The following is an 18,712-nucleotide window of genomic DNA, read 5'->3' as shown; positions in this document are numbered from 1 at the left end:
ATTGGTTATGGGATTGAAACGCCATTTTTTAATACTTCCTGTTTTATTTCTCATAACCAATTTTTACTCTTACCCCCAAAAAGTCGGTTTAGTTTTAAGCGGAGGCGGTGCAAAAGGCATAGCCCATGCTGGCGTAATTAGCGCCCTAGAAGAAGAAAACATCCCGATAGACTATATTATAGGAACCTCCATGGGGGGAATAATTGGATCAATGTATGCGTCAGGTTTCAGTGCTGATGAAATACGATCATTGGTTCTTTCACAAACTTTTCAAGACTGGGTAAATGGTAAAATCCCAACAGAATACTACTATTACCTGAATCATAGAGATGACCCTCTTAATATGATTCATCTTGATCTGACTTTTGATAGTCTTTACAATGCCTATTTTAAAACTGTAATTGCAACAGACAGATCATTAAATTTTGCAATAACGGAAGAGTTAGCGCAACCTTCTCAGAGAGCAAACTATAAATTCGACAGCCTGTTTATACCCTACCGTTGTATTACTTCGGAAATTTTTACAGGCCAACAAAGAGTAATGAGTCAGGGAAGCCTGGCTGCAGCTGTAAGGGCAACAATGAGTGTGCCTTTTTTCTTTCCCCCAATTAAAATAGAAAATCAATACCTGTTTGATGGAGGAATTTACAATAACTTCCCTTTGGATGTCATGAGAAAAGAATTTGCTCCTGATCATCTTATTGGCGTAAATGTTTCTGACACAAGAAAAAAAGAGTATCCGTTTGGAGAAGATGACCAGCATATGAACGATGCAATACTTGATCTTTTTATGGATATGTATGTTCAAGTACCAGCAGACTCCGACTTACTGTATATAGCTCCAAATTTACTCAATTTTAGTGCAGCAAGCTTTACACAGGCTCAAGCTATTTATGATTCCGGTTATGTTGCAGCCAAACGACTTATTCCAAAGATTAAAAGCAGTATTCAGGTTAGAAAAGACTCCGTTGAATTAAAACAGGAAAGATTAAACTTCAGGTCTGGTTTTAAGCCTCTTACATTTAATGAGATTGTAGTTAATGGATATACTACAAACCAAGAGAAGTTTATTAGAAAGATCTTCCAAAAGAAGGATAAAGTATTTGATCTTGATGATGTAAAAAAAGGCTATTTCTTTCTTACCTCTGAAAAATATTTCAGAAACATTTTCCCGGATATATATCGAAACCCGGAGGACGAACATTTTACTTTTGGACTATCAGGAGACAACTCTAATCTATTAGATATTGGAATTGGAGGAACGATAGCTACAAAAAACATAAACCAGTTTGTTCTTGATTTTAATTACTATTACCTGAACAAGTTGTTTTATAATCATGCTATGAAGTTTCATGTAGGCCAATTCTACCAGTCATTTGATTACAAAACTGAAATAACATTTCCTGGAAAATACATTTTTAAAGCCTCTCCGTTTTTATCACTTGACAGATGGAACTATCTTGCTCCGGAAGAATTAATTTTTGATGAATCAGGAAGTGAAATTATACCATTAACTAACAATAATTTTTCTGCCGGACTAAAATTGATTACCCCGGTTAAAACAAATAATTTCCTTGAGTTTGAAGCATCATTTTTCAGATCAAAATTTAATTATTCAAATGTCAACTTTCTTTCAACTATAGACACGCTAGACAACCTGATTGTTAAAGGTTTAAGTCTTAAGTTATCCTTTGAAAAAAGTACATTAAACCACCCTCAATATGGGTATAGAGGTAAATATCTAGGCGTCACTGGATCATACTATAGAGGCATCCTAGATTATTCTCCAGGCAATACATTTAGTTATGAAATCCCTAATTACCATTCAGTTAAAACCTGGGCAGGTATTAATATAAAATATGAAAACTATTATGGTAGAGGCAGGTTTATTCCTGGTATAAAACTGGAATCAAATTTCTCCAGTCATTTTTTCTACCTTAATGAAAGAACTTCATATTTATTATCCAGAGGTAGTAACCCATTACCTGATTCAAGAATATACTTCATAGAAGAATTACGATCTCCATTTTTTGCATCAGCTGGAGGAATCATAAACTACAGAATCAGTGATGATTTATTAGTTCGTGGTGAATCACATTTATTTATACCTTTTTCAACTCTAAATTCTACAGACCAAACCTGGGAATATCAAACTAGAAGTGAGGACCTGGTTTTAGCTACCGGGTTATCTTTGGTATATCATACACGGTTTGGTCCGGTAAGTCTTTTAGGAACCTGGTACAATATTGACAGGTTAAATTTTGGAGCTATGTTACATTTTGGATTTATTTTGTTTAACAAAACTCCAATTGAACCGTAATTATTTAAAAAGTGATTTTTTTTTTCTACCTTAAATCTATGGTTCAAAAACCTAAATATTTTTTTACACAAACTGGTATTATCTGCTTACTGTTGTTTGTAACGGTTAATGTGTTTTCTCAAACAGATTCAAAGCCTAAGCTTGTTCGTTTTGAGGGGCTTATACTTGATCATAATTCCAAGCAGCCAATAAGTGGTAAAGTTTCTTATGAAAAACTGCCTTATGCTGATGACATGGGGCTATTTTCAGCAGGAGCTAATGGTTACTTTAGTTTTAGTGTCCTTGAAACCAACACTTATAGAATAAAAATTAGTGCAGATACATATTTTCCTTCTATCTTTGAAGTTAAGATTGAAGAAGGAGGAAGTCCTTTAAGAAAAGATACCTTCTATCTTAAAAGTAGTAGACAGGGGGAAATCCTTAGAATGGAAAAACTTTTATTTCAGAGGGGAAGGGCAAATATTTTGCCTGAGTCCTATCCTGAGTTAGAAACTTTACTGCAAATGATGGATAGTTACCCTGAAATGGTAATTCAGTTAGAAGGACATACAGATACTCGCGGAGTTGAATCAAAAAATCTCGAATTGTCAAGGGAGAGAGTTGAAGAAGTAAAGTCGTATCTTGTAAAAAACGGGATCAATAAAAATAGAATTAAAACCAAGGCCTTTGGAGGTACACAACCTATTTCAACGGAAAATACCGAAGAAGCACATCAATTAAATCGTCGAGTTGAGGTAAGAATCCTTAAAAACGATTAATTTATTGTAATATTTGATTACTGTTTAAGACAAAATTAATATTTTAGTGATAAATTATTTCAATTATTGAATTAACACAACCGCAAAAACCGATCGATAATGTTTAAATTTTTTGCTACTTCTGTTCTATTTATCGGTACATTATATATTTCTGTGGCACAACAAGAGGTGTTGTGGGCAGATAAAGTTATTGATGTATCTTCTGAATTGACTCCACAACAGTATGGAGCCAAACAGGCTTTAGGTAAACCCGATGTTTTCCCTAATCCGGCCGAAAGTCCAAATGCTTGGACACCTTCACGACCGGATAAAAATGAGTATATCCATGTGGGTTTCGAAAAAGCGATTCCGATAAGACAAATTATGATCGCCGAATCATTTAATCCTACAGCGGTAGAAGAAATATTTGTATATGATGCCAGTGGAAAAGAATATCTTATTAATAAGCTGAATCCACAAGCAATGGACATTACTGGTAGGCCATTAAATATATTTTTCGAGCCTACACCATATGAAGTAGCTTCTGTAAAAATCACTTTTTCCGGAAAAGCGGTGCCGGGATATTTTAGCATTGATGCTATTGGTATTTCAAACTCAGAAGTTCCAATAACAATTGAGGTTAACGTTTCTGAAGAAATCAACCCTAATGTCGTTCCTATTAGACTTAGTGAAAATGTGAATTCAGAATACCCTGAGTTTAGACCTTTATTATCACCAGATGGAAAAACACTTTTCTTTTCCAGAAGAAACCATCCAGATAATATCGGCGGAGAGGATGATATGGAAGATATCTGGTACTCAGAATGGAGTGAATCTCAGCAAGATTGGACAGTAGCAAAAAATATGGGTCCAAAATTGAATAACAAGGAGCCTAACTTTATTAGTTCAATAACTCCGGATGGAAACTCTGTGATTTTGATTCTTGGTAATGAATACAGAGGTAAAAATAAAATGAAGGCAGGTGTATCAATTTCCAGAAAAGTTGGTGATGGTTGGTCAGATCCGGAACCACTTGAAATTGAAAATAATTACAACACCAGTGAAAGTGCCAACTTTTATATGGCTAACAATAGAAGAACATTAATAATGTCTGTTGAAAGAAATGATTCAAGAGGTGGAAGAGACCTTTATGTATCCTTCCTTTTAGATGATGGCACCTGGTCTGAACCTTTAAACCTTGGTGATGACTTAAATACTGCAAGTGAAGAGTCTTCTCCATTCCTGGCTCCTGATGATAAAACACTTTATTTTTCATCTGCAGGTTATTCCGGATATGGAGGAACAGATATATACGTTTCCAGAAGACTTGACTCTACATGGACAAAATGGTCTGAGCCTGAAAACTTAGGACCTGGAATAAATGGTGAACTTGATGATGAGTTTTTCGTGATTCCTCCAACTGGAGATTTTGCATACTATTCAAAAGGTATAACTGAAGAAAACCTGGATGTATTCAAAATTTCTTTACCTGAATTTTACCGTCCTGATCCTGTAACACTTGTTGCCGGTAAGGTTTTAAATAAGGAAAATAACGAACCTGTTGAGGCAAGAATAGTTTATCAAAGACTTGAAGATGGTAAGGTTATAGGCGAAACATTATCAGATCCCGGATCAGGAGACTATGAGATTATGCTTCCATCTGGCGAGGCTTATGGATTCCTAGCAGAAGCTGAAGATTATTTGGCAATGAGCGAAAATCTGGATTTGACTTCTCAAGAAACTTATGATGAGGTTGAAAGAAACCTTTATTTAACTCCTATTAAAAAAGGAGCTGTCATAACTCTTAATAATATCTTCTTTGATTTCGACAAATCAACACTTAAGCCTCAATCAAAACCTGAACTTGACAGGCTTGTTGAATTCATGAAAAAGGAAACAGATGTTAAAGTTCAAATATCCGGGCATACTGACAGCGTAGGCTCAGAACAATATAATGAAGGTCTAAGCGGACGTAGAGCTCAAGCTGTAGTTGATTACCTTACAAATAATGATGTAGAAGCTGATAGAATTGTCGTTAAAGCATTTGGTGAATCTAAACCAATAGCAGATAACTCTACGGCTGAAGGAAGAGCTCAAAACAGAAGAGTAGAATTCGAAATTGTAGAAGCAGGAGAATAATTATTATTTACCCTCATTTAGAATAATAAAACTTTGTTCATAAAAACAGGCTGTCTCATATGGGACAGCCTGTTTATTTTTTGATCATCTTAAGTGTAGCTCAGATTAAATTAATCCACCTATACTTTTACACTAATTCTACAATGATATTCAAATCAATGTTTATAAAATTATCACTACTAATATTCCGAAAAAAATGGTCTTTGCGATGATTTAGAATTTAAATCAAAAGATTAGTTGATATGTTTTAATATCAAATTTTTAAGGTGAACAGACCTTGCAGAAGGGTATAAAGACAAAGCTTCATTTATAAGACTAATCGCTGGATCAAAGTCTTGATTCAGATAATTCTTAGCCGCTTGATTATGTAAAAGAATAGCAGCTAACTCTTTAAGCGAAATCTTATTTATTACGTTATTTATTACTTCAGATGACTCATCAGCAACCAATAGACCAAAAGAATCATGATTATTAATCTTAAAATCTTTATCAATCTTATAAAATCCGTCTAATGGAGATGTAGATTCAACTATATATTTATTTCCATTATTCTCAATTAATAAAAAAACATGAGAAGGAGTTTCCAGAATTTCAACTTTTGCACCTAATGACTCATATATGTAAGAATAAACAGCTGTTCCTGTAACACAATCATAAACTCCTTCCTCTAGAGTTTCGCTAAGTTTAGAGTAGGTCTTATATTGCTTAAGAACTTTACGATGAGTTTTGTAAAAAACCTTTTCAAGATCATTTTCATTTAGGGTTTCTCCTGATTCAGGTTTTGATTGATCAATTATTTTAGAAATAGACTGGCTAATATTAAGTTCAGTAGTTAATTGAGCATAATAATCCTGTGCATTTACCGGTATCGATAAAATAAAAAGCAAAATGACTAATATGTGATAATTTTTAACCAAAACTTAATAATAAGCCAATGTTCTTAACATTAAGTTAACATTAAATTAATGTTTACGCAATTGGTTAAGTGTGTCATTTTGTCTAAAATCTTACAAATAAAACTTTTACATCAGGTTTTCGCGTTTATTCAAATGAAAACCTATATTTAAAGAAATCATTAATTTCCATGGATACGGTTATAACTAAAGGCACAGGATTTGAGGAACAAACAAAAGCACTCTTCGAGAGTCAATACCCTGTGAGTCAGCAATTAAGAAAGTCAACGGTAAAGCAAAGAATTGCAAAACTCAAAAAACTTGAAAAGGTAATTCTTGATTCTCAGAATGTCATTAAGGAAGCTTTATTTCAAGATTTTCAAAAACCTGCAGAGGAAACACAAGTTAGTGAAACATGGGTGGTTCTTGCCGAAATCAGGCATACCTGTAAAAACCTAAAAAAATGGTTAAAGCCACAAAAGGTGGATACGCCACTTACATTAATCGGATCCTGGTCGAGTGTACTTCTAGAACCAAAAGGCCGAACTTTAATTATAGCACCATGGAATTATCCGTTCAACCTCTCACTCGGACCTCTTGTTAGCGCAGTAGCAGCAGGTAATACAGCTCTGATAAAACCAAGTGAGTTTACTCCTGCTACAAACAAAGTAGTAACAGACATTTTATCAAAAGTCTTTGATAAATCTGAAGTTGCTGTGGTAGAAGGAGAAATCGCGGAGACTCAATATTTATTGTCATTGCCATTCGATCATATATTTTTTACTGGTAGTCCAGCTGTAGGAAAAATAGTGATGGCAAGTGCTGCTAAAAACCTTTCAGGTGTAACTTTAGAACTAGGAGGTAAGTCTCCAACAATTATTAACAAAGATGCAAACCTTCAGGATACTGCTGAAAAAATAACCTTTGGTAAGTTTCTAAATGCAGGACAAACTTGTGTTGCACCAGACTATTTATTAGTTCACAAGGATATAAAGGATGAGCTTGTAACCAAGCTTATTTCTTGCATCAATAATAAATTTAATGGCAAATCAGAAGACAGCCCTTATTGCAATATAATAAATGAGAAAAATGGCACCCGAATTAAAGGCTTGTACGAAGATGCTATTAATAATGGAGCCAAAGTTATCACTGGTGGAAAATTCGAAAATGATAATTGTACGATTTCCCCAACTCTTATAGAAAAGGTGACTTTTGATATGAAAATAATGGAGGAAGAGATATTTGGTCCACTCCTGCCTATTGTAGAATTTGAAGAACTGGCTGAAACAGTAAAAATAATTAATAGTAAGCCAAAACCTTTGGCCTTATATTATTTTGGATCTAAATCCAAGGATCAAAAATACATAATTGAAAATTGTCAAAGTGGAACAACTGCTATAAACGATTGTACAATCCAGTTTGCAAACACAGAATTGCCTTTTGGTGGAATTGGAAATAGTGGAGTAGGAAATGGACATGGCTATTGGGGAGTTAGGGCGTTTTCACATGAAAGACCAATCATGAAGCAAAACACAGTATTCCCAAGTTCATCGCTATTGCAACCACCATATAATTCACTAAAAAGGATGGTAAGCGATTTACTTGTTAAGTATTTCTAATTGATCAAATTTCAATTAGCCATGCACATATTTGAATATCATATTATAAATTAAAATACAGATGTAGTATTATTATTTAAGTGAAAAATTATTCACATTTAATATGCAAATTTTTCCAAATATTGTTTGCTGTGTTTGCACTGTGAAAAAAAGTCATTCTTATTGAAAATCAAAAAATTAGCACATAACAGGGTTTATTTATTGTATTTATTCAAGACTTTATAAAATAATGTAGCAATTCCTGCACTTTATTCACTTTTATGTAATAAATTTGCAATAATTAAAAGGTTTTTACCGTTTCTATTTTAACAATAGACAGAAACCTGTTTCGCTTGTTTAAAATTACAGATTTTTAGGTGAGCCACTCGCGAAGAACGGGTGGCTTATTTTTTTTGCCCACCAATTACTATATTTTTGTAGTAACTTCATCTAATATTTTTTAATCAGCTTAAAAATGAAAAAAGGATTAATAATAATCGGTTCAATAGTTGTCATTTTATTGATAGCAGCGATCACCTTGCCAATTATTTTCAAGGATGATATCAAAAAGGCTGTTGATGAAGCTCTGGCAGAAAACATAGATGCTGACGTATTCTATGATGCGGAATCATTATCAATCAGCTTTTTCAGTCACTTTCCAACACTTAGCGTAAGTATTGAAGAGATTGGCCTTGTTGGGAGAGGTGATTTTGAAGGCATTCCTCTTACTGAAATTCAAGAATTCGAAGTTAGCTTAAAGCCGTTATCGGTAATATTTGGTGATCAAATAGAGGTATCAGGAATTTATATTCGACAACCCCAGATTTATGCTTTAATTCTTCAAGATGGCAAGGCTAATTATGATATAGTAAAAAGTTCTGAAGAGGAAGTTGAAGAGGACATTGACACAACATCTTCTGATATGAAGATTCAGATTGATCATTGGGAGATTTCTGACGGGGAAATTGTTTATGAGGACAGATCATCTAATATGTTTCTGAAAATCTCAGGTTTAAACCATGAAGGAAACGGAAATTTCGGATCTACCATTCTTGACATGGATACTGAAACAAGCATCGAAAGCATTACTTTCAAGAGTGATGACGTTGCTTACTTTTCAGAGAAATCATTCTACGCCGATATGGTATTAAGCATGGATCTTGATAAAATGATTTTTACCTTCAAAGAGAATCATTTTAAGGTTAACGACTTTGGTTTTAATTTCAATGGTGCTTTCGAAATGCCAGATGAGAACATCAAAATGGATATTAAATTCGGAGCTGAAGATAATTCGTTTAAATCTCTATTATCATTAATCCCTGGTATCTATACAGAGTCATTTGATGATATAGAAACTACTGGTGCATTTGCTTTTGATGGATGGGCAAAAGGTACTTACAATGAAAATAGCCTTCCGGGATTTGGGCTTGATCTTGATATTAAAAGTAGCTCTTTTCAATATGATGATCTTCCAACTCCTGTTGAAAACATAAAGGGAACTTTTAAGGTATTATGCCCTGAAGGAAACATCGATTATACTAGTGTTGAAATCAATAATTTCCATTTCAATATTGAAGACAACCCTTTCGACTTGAACTTAATAGTCAAAAACCTTGTAGACTACCCTATCAAACTTGATGCTAATGCTAAACTTGATCTGGAAAAAATCACCAAGGTATTTCCTGTTGAAGAAACTACTCTTAAGGGAATTTTTACTTTAGCGGCTAAAGCTGAAGGTAAATATGACAGTGTAAGAAATATCATTCCAGCATTTAATGTAGACGCTACCTTAGATAACGGATATGTAAAAAATGCTGAGTACCCTGTTGCATTAGAGAACCTACACTTTGAAGCTCATGCAAACTCAAAAGACGGGAGCATGAATAATGGAATCTTTAATCTTAATGATTTAAGCTTCATACTTGGTAAAGACAAGGTCCAGGCTTCTGCTTATGTTACAAATTTCGACAGCCCTGTCTGGGATGCCAATGTAAATGGAACATTAAATATTGAAGAACTTAGCAAGGTATACCCAATGGAAGGTGTGGAAATGGCAGGTACTGTTATTGCTAACATAAAGTCTAAAGGAAGGCTTAAAGACGTTGAAGCAGAAAATTATGCTGCACTTCAAACATCAGGAAATGTGAGTCTAAGAAACTTTAATTATTCTGATGAAAAATCTTTACCACTGGGAGTTTCAATTACAATGGCTGAAGCACAGTTTACCCCGGCTGATATTAACATCAAAACCGTTGATGGTAAAACTGGAGAAACTGACTTTAAAGCTTCAGGTAAAATCACAAACTATATGGGTTATGCATTAAATGATGGCTTGTTATCAGGAGTTTTTAATGTATCAAGTAATTATTTTAATGTAAATGAGTTCATGACTGAGGAAGCTGAAAGTGAAGAGTCTGAAGAAGAGTCTCCATTAGAGGTTATTAAGGTTCCTGAAAATCTTGATATCGTTCTTCATTCATCTGCTAACAAGGTTAAATATGACAACCTGGTTTTATCAAACCTGTCTGGTGATTTGATCATTAAGAATAGTGCTGTAAAACTAGAAAATCTTGTATTCAATACACTTGGTGGACAATTTAAAACTTCAGGACAGTACAATACTGAAAACATTGATCACCCGAAGTTTGATTTTGCATTAAATATTCAAAACTTATCGATACCAGTTTCTTATCAGAATTTTAATACTGTTCAGGCTTTAGCACCAATTGCAGAAGATATGACAGGTAATTTCAATACTAATTTTAACCTTAGTGGTGAATTACTACAAGACCTTACTCCTAAGTTATCGACTATTACAGGTAAAGGATTAATTGAAATTCTGGATGCAGCTATTACTGACAGTAAAATTATTGAGGGAATAACAAGTGTTACTAAATTAAAAGATGCCTCAGGTTTTAATCTGAAAGACGCATTAATTAATGTTGATATTTCAGATGGATATGTAACAACCAAACCCTTTAATGTTAACATTGCAGGATATAATGCTGAAGTAAGTGGAAGAACAGGAATAGATGGGTCTGTAGATTATATTTTCAATATTGATGTTCCTGCCGGCGCTGCTGGAACAGCTATAAATAACCTTGCAAAATCTGTTACAGGAGGAAAAGATGTAGTTGGAGAAATGATTACAATACCTGTAAAAGTAGGCGGTAAGTATGATGATTTAAGCTTTGGCCTTGCCGGAGGAAAAACATCTGGTGATTCAGAAAGTTCAGTTGCAGGTCAGGCAACAGAAACAATTAAGAAGGAAGCTCAGGCAGAGTTAGACTCTCAAAAGAAAATTGTTGAAGACTCCGCAAAAGCTGTTGTTAAAACAGCTAAAGATAGTGTTACAAATGTAGCCGAAGAAAAAATTGAAGAAGGTAAAGAAGAGCTTAAAGAAAAAGCTGAGGATGCATTAAAAAACATTTTCGGAAAGAAGAAGAAGAAAGATGATAATTAATCCCACACTCTAGGCGGGACAAATTCAAGAACATGGCCTTCAGGATCGTTAAAGTAAAACGACTTTAATCCTGAAGGCCATTTTTCTTCATGAATAATTTTAATTCCTTCATTTATAATTTCTTGTTTTACATCTTCATACCTCTCCTCATCGACATTGAATGCTATATGTTGCTTTCCTTCTGCAAAATGAGGTGGTAATTCCTTTTTAACCTTTGACTTATCGGGGTTAAAAATTAATAGCATGCATAATTCCATCTTCAAAAATAACAGAGTGCCCGGAACATATGTATAAACCTTAAACCCAAGTTTATCGACATAAAAATCCTTTGCAGACACAAGATCCCTACTGTATAAACAGACTTCTTGTACTCTATTGCTGAAAATATTTATGTTCATGATGTCAAATCAATATCAGTATTATCTCCAAGGTTCAACTTCAGATTACTTCCAAAAAAAGTAGAGTCATTTCCAATAATACTTTCCTGAATTACCGTGTTACGTATTTGTGTCGTATTACCTATTATTGATTCCTTAATTATAGCATCCGTTATCTCGCTTTCATGTCCAACTACAACATTTGGTCCGATAATGGCATTACTTATCTGACAACCCTTTCCTATCACCACTGGAGGGATAATTATTGTTCTTGGATATAGCGAAACATTATCAGTTTGTTCACCATCTACGTGCATTAGCATTCTATTAGCCTCAAGTAAAGATTCTTTCCGGCTGCAATCAAACCACCTGTCAGTTTTTTGCATTTTGAACAATGCCCCATTAGAAAGCATCTCTTGTAAAGCATCTGTCAATTGAGCCTCGTCTTTTCCTTTTTTTAACTCAACTTCCTTTTGTAAATAACTAATAAAATCACTGATCTGCCGAATACGATACAAACCAACTATTGCAAGGTTTGACTTCGGTACTTTTGGCTTTTCAACCATTTTCTTGATTCTACCTTCTTGGTCAACCTCACAAATTCCAAAATTTCCCGGAACATCTACTTTCTTAAGACATATAAGCGATTCATCTGATTTGTGCTTAAAAAAATCTTTATCAGTCCGGATGATACTATCTCCAAGGTGAATAATTATTTCCTTCTCGTCTTTAAAATCTTCGTGGGCCAAAAATATGGCATGGCCTAATCCCATCCCGGGTTGTTGAAAAATAGTTTTATATTTAATGGTTCTATTGGCTAAAAACTCCAAAAGAAACCGCTCGATTTTTTGACTAAGGTGACCAACCACAAAAATCATTTCAGTTACACCTGAATCATCTAGGTAATCAATAATATGACCCAATATTGGCTTCCCGGCCAGAGGCAAAAGACATTTCGGTTGAGTATGCGTTAATGGCCTTAAATGCGTTCCACTACCCGCCACTGGTATAATTGCTTTCATATAAATTTAATTTAATACCAAAAGTGATTAATTGAAAGAATTATAGTAATTGTTGAGGTTTGGCGACTAAACTTTATCGTATAACTTTACAGCAAAATTTGTTGAAGTCTATAAATGAAACAAGGTAACTGGTTAACACAATTCCTGGTTTGGCGAATAAAGCATATAAATGATAAGAATTTTGTGCTGATGCTTAGTATTCTGGTTGGGATTTTGGCAGGTCTTGCAGCAGTTGCGTTGAAAGAGTCAGTTCATTTGATTCAGGCACAGGTTACAAAAAATTTCAACTTCAATGAAACCCGTTTTTATTTTTTACTTATTCCGCCTTTAGGGATATTAATGACTTTGATCCTCGCAAAGTATATTCTTAAAGAAAAACTAGGACATGGTATAACAACCGTTTTATATTTTATTTCTAAAAAGGGAAGTAAAATGAAACGCTCCCTTCAATATAACAGACTTTTGACAAGTGCTGTAACAGTTGGTTTTGGTGGTTCTGTTGGGTTAGAGGCACCAATTGTTGTAACAGGATCTTCTATTGGCTCCAATCTTGGTAGAATAATGCACCTTTCTTACAAAAAAAGGACATTACTTATCGGTTGTGGTGCTGCCGGTGCAATTTCTGCAATTTTCAACTCTCCGATAACCGGCGTGATCTTTGCCATTGAGGTTATTTTTAGTGAAATCACTATTGCAACTTTTATCCCGCTATTGATCGCATCTGTAAGTGGCTCAGTAGTTTCATTATCCCTTTTGGGAGAACACGTTTTATTTTCACATAGAATCAAAGAAGATTTTACTGAAGGAAATATACTCTACTATATAGGACTTGGACTTATCACCGGACTTTTAAGTGTGTATTTCACACGAATGATGTTTTATTTTGAAAGTCTGACTTATAAAATAAAAGGTGATCTCAAAAGAGCCTTAATTGGTGGACTTGCACTGGGAATAATCATTTTTATACTTCCTCCATTATATGGAGAAGGATATGGAATAATAAAACAACTTTTAAATGACCAGGGTGAAACCTTGATATCAAACTCACTCTTCTTTAATAATACTAATAATGTCTTATTTCTCTTTATTTTCCTTTTTGTAATAATTATGATTAAACCAATTGCTACAGCTTTAACAATTGGATCAGGAGGGTCAGGAGGGATTTTTGGTCCATCCTTATTCCTTGGAGGAGTAACAGGGTACTTCTATGCTATTCTCGTTAACTTCATTTTTGGTGAGCAGATTATCAGTCCCGCAAACTTTACTTTGGTTGGAATGTGTGGAATAATGAGTGGAGTACTACATGCACCATTGACAGCAATATTCCTTATTGCTGAAATCACTAGTGGTTATGAGTTGTTTATTCCGCTTATGCTGGTTAGTGCTTTGGCTTACAATACAGCAAAAAACTTTGAGAAATTCTCCTTTTATTCTAAGCCTCTGGTTGAAAGTGGCGACTTAGTTAATTATGATAAAGACAAACAGCTCCTGTCACTTATAGACTTAAATAAAATAATTGAAAAAGATCTGTTAACAATTGACCCGGAAGCTTCATTAGGCTCATTAGTGGAATTAGTTCAGAAATCACAGCGGAATATATTCCCAGTAGTTTCAGATAAAAATGAGCTTGTTGGTATTGTTACATTAGATGATGTACGAAGCATAATGTTTGATGAAGATTCAAGAAAAAATATAATAATTAAATCTATTATGCATTCCCCTCCTGCGTATGTCAGCTCAAAAGAAACTATGGAATCAGTTATGCAAAAGTTTGAAATTACAGGAGCTTGGAACCTACCGGTAATCGATGAAGGAAAATATGCAGGCTTCCTTTCTAAATCACGAATTTTCAATGCTTATCGAACCAGACTCAAGAGACAACAAAAGGATTGATTTTTTAAAAAACCACTTTAATTATAAGTTTATCTCTAATTTATCAGCCATTAATTTTTGAAAAACAAAATATAGTGTTTAAAGACAATAATTATAAGTCAAATGAGTTATCCACAAAAAACCGACTTCATTAAAAGTCTATAAAGCTCTGTTGTTCAGTTAGTTAACTAAATCTTGATAGAATTTGTGGATAACTTTCAAAATTTGTGGAAAACTTTAAACCAAAAGATTTGACTTTAATATTTTCTTAATAATGTTTAATTAACCTTCTCTTAACAGCAATTAATGTCAAATCATGACATTGCCCATTTCTTCAAAATGGCATGGTTTTTATATAATCTTAACCTATAGATTCTTAGGAAGAATAAAACTTGATGAAAAGTCAAAATCAGCTCAGAATGAATAAAAAAGAAAGAAAATTATTTTCAACCTAATAATTATCACCAAAGCAGTATTGGCAAGTGGTCAAACATTAACGCAAACTTAAAATAATACAATTTTGATTTTGTGAAAAAATTAACCTAAATTTCAAAAATGGAATTAAAAAAAATATGTCTATTTCTTTTCCTGTCTATCAACTTTATTAGTTATGGACAAAAAGTAGAAAAGGTTGAAATAGATGATTTGGAAAAACTATTAAATCAATCTTCTGATAAAGTATTAATTTTTAATTTTTGGGCTACTTGGTGTAAGCCTTGTATTAAAGAAATACCTGCCTTTGAAGAAATTAATTCAACAAGAAGTGAGGATGCAAAAGTATACTTGGTGAGCATAGACTTTAAAAATCAATATGATAACAGAGTAGTTCCATTTGTAGAAGATAAGGGTATTAAGTCTCAGGTGTTATTTTTAGATGAAGATAACCCAAACATATGGATGCCTCGTATAAGTAATGAATGGAGTGGGGCGATACCCTCAACACTATTTATTTATAACAAAAAAAAATATTTTGTAGAAAAAGAGTTTACCCTTGAGGAGTTAAACGAATATATAAACAAACTGAGAAAATAATCTCCACAGATATGAAACACTTATATACATTAATTTTACTTTTTACAATATCCCTAGGAGCTTCTGCTCAAGGATATGAAGTAGGAGACAATGCTATTGACTTTAAACTAAAGAATATTGATGGTAAAACGGTAAGTCTTGCTAATTACAACACTGCAAAAGGTTTTATTGTGATATTTACATGCAACAGCTGTCCTTACGCAAAGCTTTATGAAGATAGAATAATAGCTTTAAATAATAAATTTGCGAATCAAGGTTATCCGGTTATCGCAATAAACCCTAACGACAAAGACAGACAACCTGAAGATTCTTTTGACAAAATGAAGGTTAGAGCTAAAGAAAAGGGTTTTACTTTCCCTTATCTTTATGATGAGACACAAGAGGTTGCTATGGCTTATGGCGCTACTAAAACACCTCATGTTTATTTATTAAAGAAAGAAGGTGGAAACTTTAAGGTAGTGTACATTGGGGCTATTGATGATAATCCACAAAACCCAAATGATGTAAAAACTAAATACGTTGAAAATGCTATTGAAGAGGTTGAAGCAGGAAAGTCTGTAAGCGAACACTTTACAAGAGCAATTGGATGTACCATTAAGTGGAAGTCGTAATTTAGAACTTCAATATATATATGTTAAGACACACCTTTTAGTAAGGTGTGTTTTTTTGTATATACCTGCGTAAAGCAGTTGACAATTGATCAATATAATTCATCTTGTCTCTTTCTTGATCCTCTAAATAAGACCTTAAAATTACCACTTCAGCCCCTTCAAGTTTATAATGTCCATCAATTGCAGAAACTATTATCAAATCTTTTGAGTTTATAACACACTCCTTCCAAATTTCTCCTGTTAACTTTCCTTGGATCGATTGTTCATCAAAACTACCCTCACCAGTAATTACCATATCGGACTCTCGAATTTCTTGCCTAAGATTTAATAATTTGAAAATCTCTTTTGTCGCTAAAACTGGTATGACATTAAAAATCTGATAAAAAGCAAAAGGTAAGCCTCCACTTGCCCCCATTCCGCTAATGTCATCTTCATAATTAAGCGCAGTAGCTATCTGTGTAAATGTCTTTTCGTACCTTTCTATTTCCTCTTCTTTGATTCCTTTTTGTCTTCCGAAAACATTAATAGAACCATTTTCACCCAACAATTTATTATTTACATCTGTGTATATGGAGAAAGAAATATCAGAATACTTATTTCTAAGATGATGCGCTTCTGTTAAAATTGATTGGAAAGAAAATATTGGATTTGTTTTTGAATATTTTTGAATTCCGGCAAGTGCAGCGATAATTCCAAACCCAAGGTCGACTGAAGCACTACCACCACAAAACAACCTGATATCCTTAATGCCTTGTTTTATAGCATCAAGAATTAATAATCCTGTTCCAAAGGTATTAGCGATTGATGGATCTAGTTCTTCCTTCCTTAGGTGTTGTATTCCAGAAGCTTCTGCAAGCTCAAAGTAGGCAGCTCCATCCTTAATTCCATAGAGAGCATTAATTTCTCTACCTAAAGGGTCAACCGTCTGGCATTCCGTTATCTCTAAATTAAGAGCAGCGGTCAAAACCCTGAGGGTACCATCGCCTCCATCGGCTAACGGAAGTATTTTCAAACTTTGAGGTTGGGAATTTTCATGAACAGCATTTGAGATACTTTCTGCCACCTCGTTTGCTGTCAGGGTACCCTTGAAAGCATTTGGTGCAATAAGGATTTTTTTATTGCTGAACATCTGTTCCTAGCATTTCTAACAAACTATCCAGATAATCTCTATTGTTTGAAAGTCTAGGCACTTTATTCTGACCACCTAACTTACCTCGCATCTTCATCCAATTATAAAATGTTCCTCTTGGCACTGAATGGATCTTAGGTTCGGCAAGAGCGATGTCTTTATGTCGTTTAGCGTCATAGTCACTATTAATCTCTCTAAGAGATTCATCAAGAACACGTGTAAAACGATTCAAATCATCAGGCTCATTGATAAACTCAATAATATATTCATGCCCACCACGATGTTTACCATCAAGATATATCGGACCCGCCGTAAAATTATCAATAACTGCTCCAGTGGCTTCACAAGCTTTTTCTATTCCTTTTTCTGCATTTTCAATTACCAACTCCTCACCAAAAGCATTTATAAAGTGCTTTGTTCTTCCACTTATCTTAATCCTGTATGGAGATTTTGAAGTAAACCTTACTGTATCTCCTATCTTATATCTCCATAACCCGGCATTAGTCGAAATTATTATTGCATAATTTTTGCCTATTTCCACTTCACCAAGACTAAGAACCTTCGGGTCATCACTGTCTAATTCCTCAATTGGGATAAATTCATAAAACACCCCATAATCAAGCATTAAAAGCAACTCATCAGAATTCTTTTGGTCTTGAATCCCAAAATATCCCTCTGAAGCATTATATGATTCGATATAATTCATTTTATCAGAAGGAATCAAATCTTCAAAAAGCCTTCTATAAGGACCGAATGCTACTGCTCCATGTGCAAACAATTCAAGGTTAGGCCATACCTCAGTGATATTGCTTTTACCTGTTATTTCTAAAATTCGATTGAGTAAAACTAAAGTCCAGGTCGGTACCCCTGCAAGACTTGTTACGTTTTCATTAATGGTAGCCTGAGCCATTTTTTCGATCTTCTCTTCCCATTCTTCCATTAGAGCGATCTTAAGATTTGGAGTCCTTACCAATTGGGCCCACAACGGTAAATTCTTCATTATTACAGCACTCACATCTCCATAGCGAGTGTCACTCTTTTGGTCAAAGGTGTTTATTTGCTGGCTGCCACCAATTGTAAGGCTTTTCCCGGTAAATAATTTGCTTTCCGGATAATTATTAATGTAGATACTTAATAAATCTTTACCTCCTTTAAAATGACAATCCTGAAGAGCCTCCTCTGATACGGGTATAAATTTAGACCTAGCGTTAGTCGTCCCTGATGATTTGGCAAACCACTTGATTTTGGTAGGCCACAACACATTCTGTTCACCATGAAGTAAACGCTCTATATAAGGATATAATCCCTCATAATTCCTGACAGGAACTCTTTCTTTAAAATCATTGTAATTAGTTATCCCTGAAAAATTATGTTCCTTTCCGAAAATAGTTCCTCGAGCAGTCTCAACTAATTCAAAAAAGTGTTCTTGCTGGACCTCCTCCGGGTACTTCATGAAAAGTTCGATATCATGAATGCGCTTTTTTAGCGCCCAACTCAAAATAGAATTGAATATATCCAT

At 34.1% G+C, this 18,712-nt stretch carries 13 protein-coding genes; 8 read left to right on the top strand and 5 right to left on the bottom strand.

The window, feature by feature from the left end:
- Positions 1-7 precede the first annotated feature (7 nt).
- From HH304_RS01815 to HH304_RS01805, 3 genes are all read left to right on the top strand, one after another.
- The gene (locus HH304_RS01815; protein WP_169677732.1) at positions 8-2,320 is read left to right on the top strand and encodes a patatin-like phospholipase family protein; all 2,313 of its coding nucleotides are present in this window, start codon (positions 8-10) and stop codon (positions 2,318-2,320) included.
- Between the two features lie 38 nt (positions 2,321-2,358).
- Positions 2,359-3,078, top strand: coding sequence for an OmpA family protein (locus HH304_RS01810; RefSeq protein WP_169677731.1), 720 nt, complete (start codon positions 2,359-2,361; stop codon positions 3,076-3,078).
- Positions 3,079-3,177: 99 nt separating this feature from the next.
- Positions 3,178-5,196 (top strand): OmpA family protein, encoded by a 2,019-nt coding sequence (locus HH304_RS01805; protein WP_169677730.1) that lies wholly within the window; start codon positions 3,178-3,180, stop codon positions 5,194-5,196.
- Positions 5,197-5,429: 233 nt separating this feature from the next.
- Here HH304_RS01805 and HH304_RS01800 read toward each other — a convergent pair whose 3' ends face one another.
- Entirely contained in the window at positions 5,430-6,083 is a 654-nt protein-coding gene (locus tag HH304_RS01800; protein WP_169677729.1) for a hypothetical protein, read from the bottom strand.
- Between the two features lie 197 nt (positions 6,084-6,280).
- Between HH304_RS01800 and HH304_RS01795 the strand changes: the two genes are divergently transcribed.
- Both HH304_RS01795 and HH304_RS01790 read left to right on the top strand, forming a co-directional pair.
- Entirely contained in the window at positions 6,281-7,708 is a 1,428-nt protein-coding gene (locus HH304_RS01795; protein ID WP_169677728.1) for an aldehyde dehydrogenase family protein, read from the top strand.
- Positions 7,709-8,162: 454 nt separating this feature from the next.
- Complete coding sequence (locus HH304_RS01790; RefSeq protein WP_169677727.1) at positions 8,163-11,150, top strand: AsmA family protein; 2,988 nt, start codon at positions 8,163-8,165, stop codon at positions 11,148-11,150.
- Here the strand turns inward: HH304_RS01790 and HH304_RS01785 are convergent.
- The gene (locus HH304_RS01785) at positions 11,147-11,548 is read right to left on the bottom strand and encodes a VOC family protein (RefSeq protein ID WP_169677726.1); all 402 of its coding nucleotides are present in this window, start codon (positions 11,546-11,548) and stop codon (positions 11,147-11,149) included. The genes HH304_RS01790 and HH304_RS01785 overlap by 4 nt on opposite strands.
- On the bottom strand, positions 11,545-12,549 hold the full coding sequence (locus HH304_RS01780; protein WP_169677725.1) for a sugar phosphate nucleotidyltransferase: 1,005 nt from the start codon (positions 12,547-12,549) through the stop codon (positions 11,545-11,547). Before HH304_RS01780 ends, HH304_RS01785 begins: the two co-directional genes overlap by 4 nt.
- A 114-nt stretch (positions 12,550-12,663) precedes the next feature.
- Between HH304_RS01780 and HH304_RS01775 the strand changes: the two genes are divergently transcribed.
- From HH304_RS01775 to HH304_RS01765, 3 genes are all read left to right on the top strand, one after another.
- Complete coding sequence (locus tag HH304_RS01775; RefSeq protein WP_169677724.1) at positions 12,664-14,442, top strand: chloride channel protein; 1,779 nt, start codon at positions 12,664-12,666, stop codon at positions 14,440-14,442.
- A 534-nt stretch (positions 14,443-14,976) separates the two neighbouring features.
- A complete protein-coding gene (locus HH304_RS01770) occupies positions 14,977-15,453 on the top strand; it encodes a TlpA family protein disulfide reductase (RefSeq protein WP_169677723.1) in 477 nt (158 codons plus the stop codon).
- 11 nt (positions 15,454-15,464) lie between these two features.
- The gene (locus HH304_RS01765; protein ID WP_169677722.1) at positions 15,465-16,064 is read left to right on the top strand and encodes a thioredoxin family protein; all 600 of its coding nucleotides are present in this window, start codon (positions 15,465-15,467) and stop codon (positions 16,062-16,064) included.
- Between the two features lie 37 nt (positions 16,065-16,101).
- On the opposite strand, the gene HH304_RS01760 is transcribed toward HH304_RS01765, so the two are convergent.
- Positions 16,102-17,193 carry a glycerate kinase gene (locus tag HH304_RS01760; RefSeq protein WP_169677721.1) on the bottom strand — a complete coding sequence of 364 codons (1,092 nt, stop codon included), beginning with the start codon at positions 17,191-17,193 and terminating at the stop codon, positions 16,102-16,104.
- Entirely contained in the window at positions 17,180-18,712 is a 1,533-nt protein-coding gene (locus tag HH304_RS01755; protein WP_169677720.1) for a GH3 auxin-responsive promoter family protein, read from the bottom strand. The genes HH304_RS01760 and HH304_RS01755 overlap by 14 nt, the downstream gene beginning before the upstream one ends.

The sequence above is a fragment of the Marinigracilibium pacificum genome, assembly GCF_012926615.1.
GTDB classification, from domain to species: domain Bacteria; phylum Bacteroidota; class Bacteroidia; order Cytophagales; family Cyclobacteriaceae; genus Mangrovivirga; species Mangrovivirga pacifica.
This window is presented reverse-complemented; position numbering and strand designations above follow the sequence as displayed.

What these genes read in the sequence shown, in the direction of transcription:
- HH304_RS01780 (WP_169677725.1), bottom strand. Translation starts at nt 12,549, where the DNA reads ATGAAAGCAATTATACCAGTGGCGGGTAGTGGAACGCATTTAAGGCCA.
- HH304_RS01760 (WP_169677721.1), bottom strand. Translation starts at nt 17,193, where the DNA reads ATGTTCAGCAATAAAAAAATCCTTATTGCACCAAATGCTTTCAAGGGT.
- HH304_RS01770 (WP_169677723.1), top strand. Translation starts at nt 14,977, where the DNA reads ATGGAATTAAAAAAAATATGTCTATTTCTTTTCCTGTCTATCAACTTT.
- HH304_RS01815 (WP_169677732.1), top strand. Translation starts at nt 8, where the DNA reads ATGGGATTGAAACGCCATTTTTTAATACTTCCTGTTTTATTTCTCATA.
- HH304_RS01765 (WP_169677722.1), top strand. Translation starts at nt 15,465, where the DNA reads ATGAAACACTTATATACATTAATTTTACTTTTTACAATATCCCTAGGA.
- HH304_RS01795 (WP_169677728.1), top strand. Translation starts at nt 6,281, where the DNA reads ATGGATACGGTTATAACTAAAGGCACAGGATTTGAGGAACAAACAAAA.
- HH304_RS01790 (WP_169677727.1), top strand. Translation starts at nt 8,163, where the DNA reads ATGAAAAAAGGATTAATAATAATCGGTTCAATAGTTGTCATTTTATTG.
- HH304_RS01785 (WP_169677726.1), bottom strand. Translation starts at nt 11,548, where the DNA reads ATGAACATAAATATTTTCAGCAATAGAGTACAAGAAGTCTGTTTATAC.
- HH304_RS01810 (WP_169677731.1), top strand. Translation starts at nt 2,359, where the DNA reads ATGGTTCAAAAACCTAAATATTTTTTTACACAAACTGGTATTATCTGC.
- HH304_RS01755 (WP_169677720.1), bottom strand. Translation starts at nt 18,712, where the DNA reads ATGGATATATTCAATTCTATTTTGAGTTGGGCGCTAAAAAAGCGCATT.
- HH304_RS01805 (WP_169677730.1), top strand. Translation starts at nt 3,178, where the DNA reads ATGTTTAAATTTTTTGCTACTTCTGTTCTATTTATCGGTACATTATAT.
- HH304_RS01775 (WP_169677724.1), top strand. Translation starts at nt 12,664, where the DNA reads ATGAAACAAGGTAACTGGTTAACACAATTCCTGGTTTGGCGAATAAAG.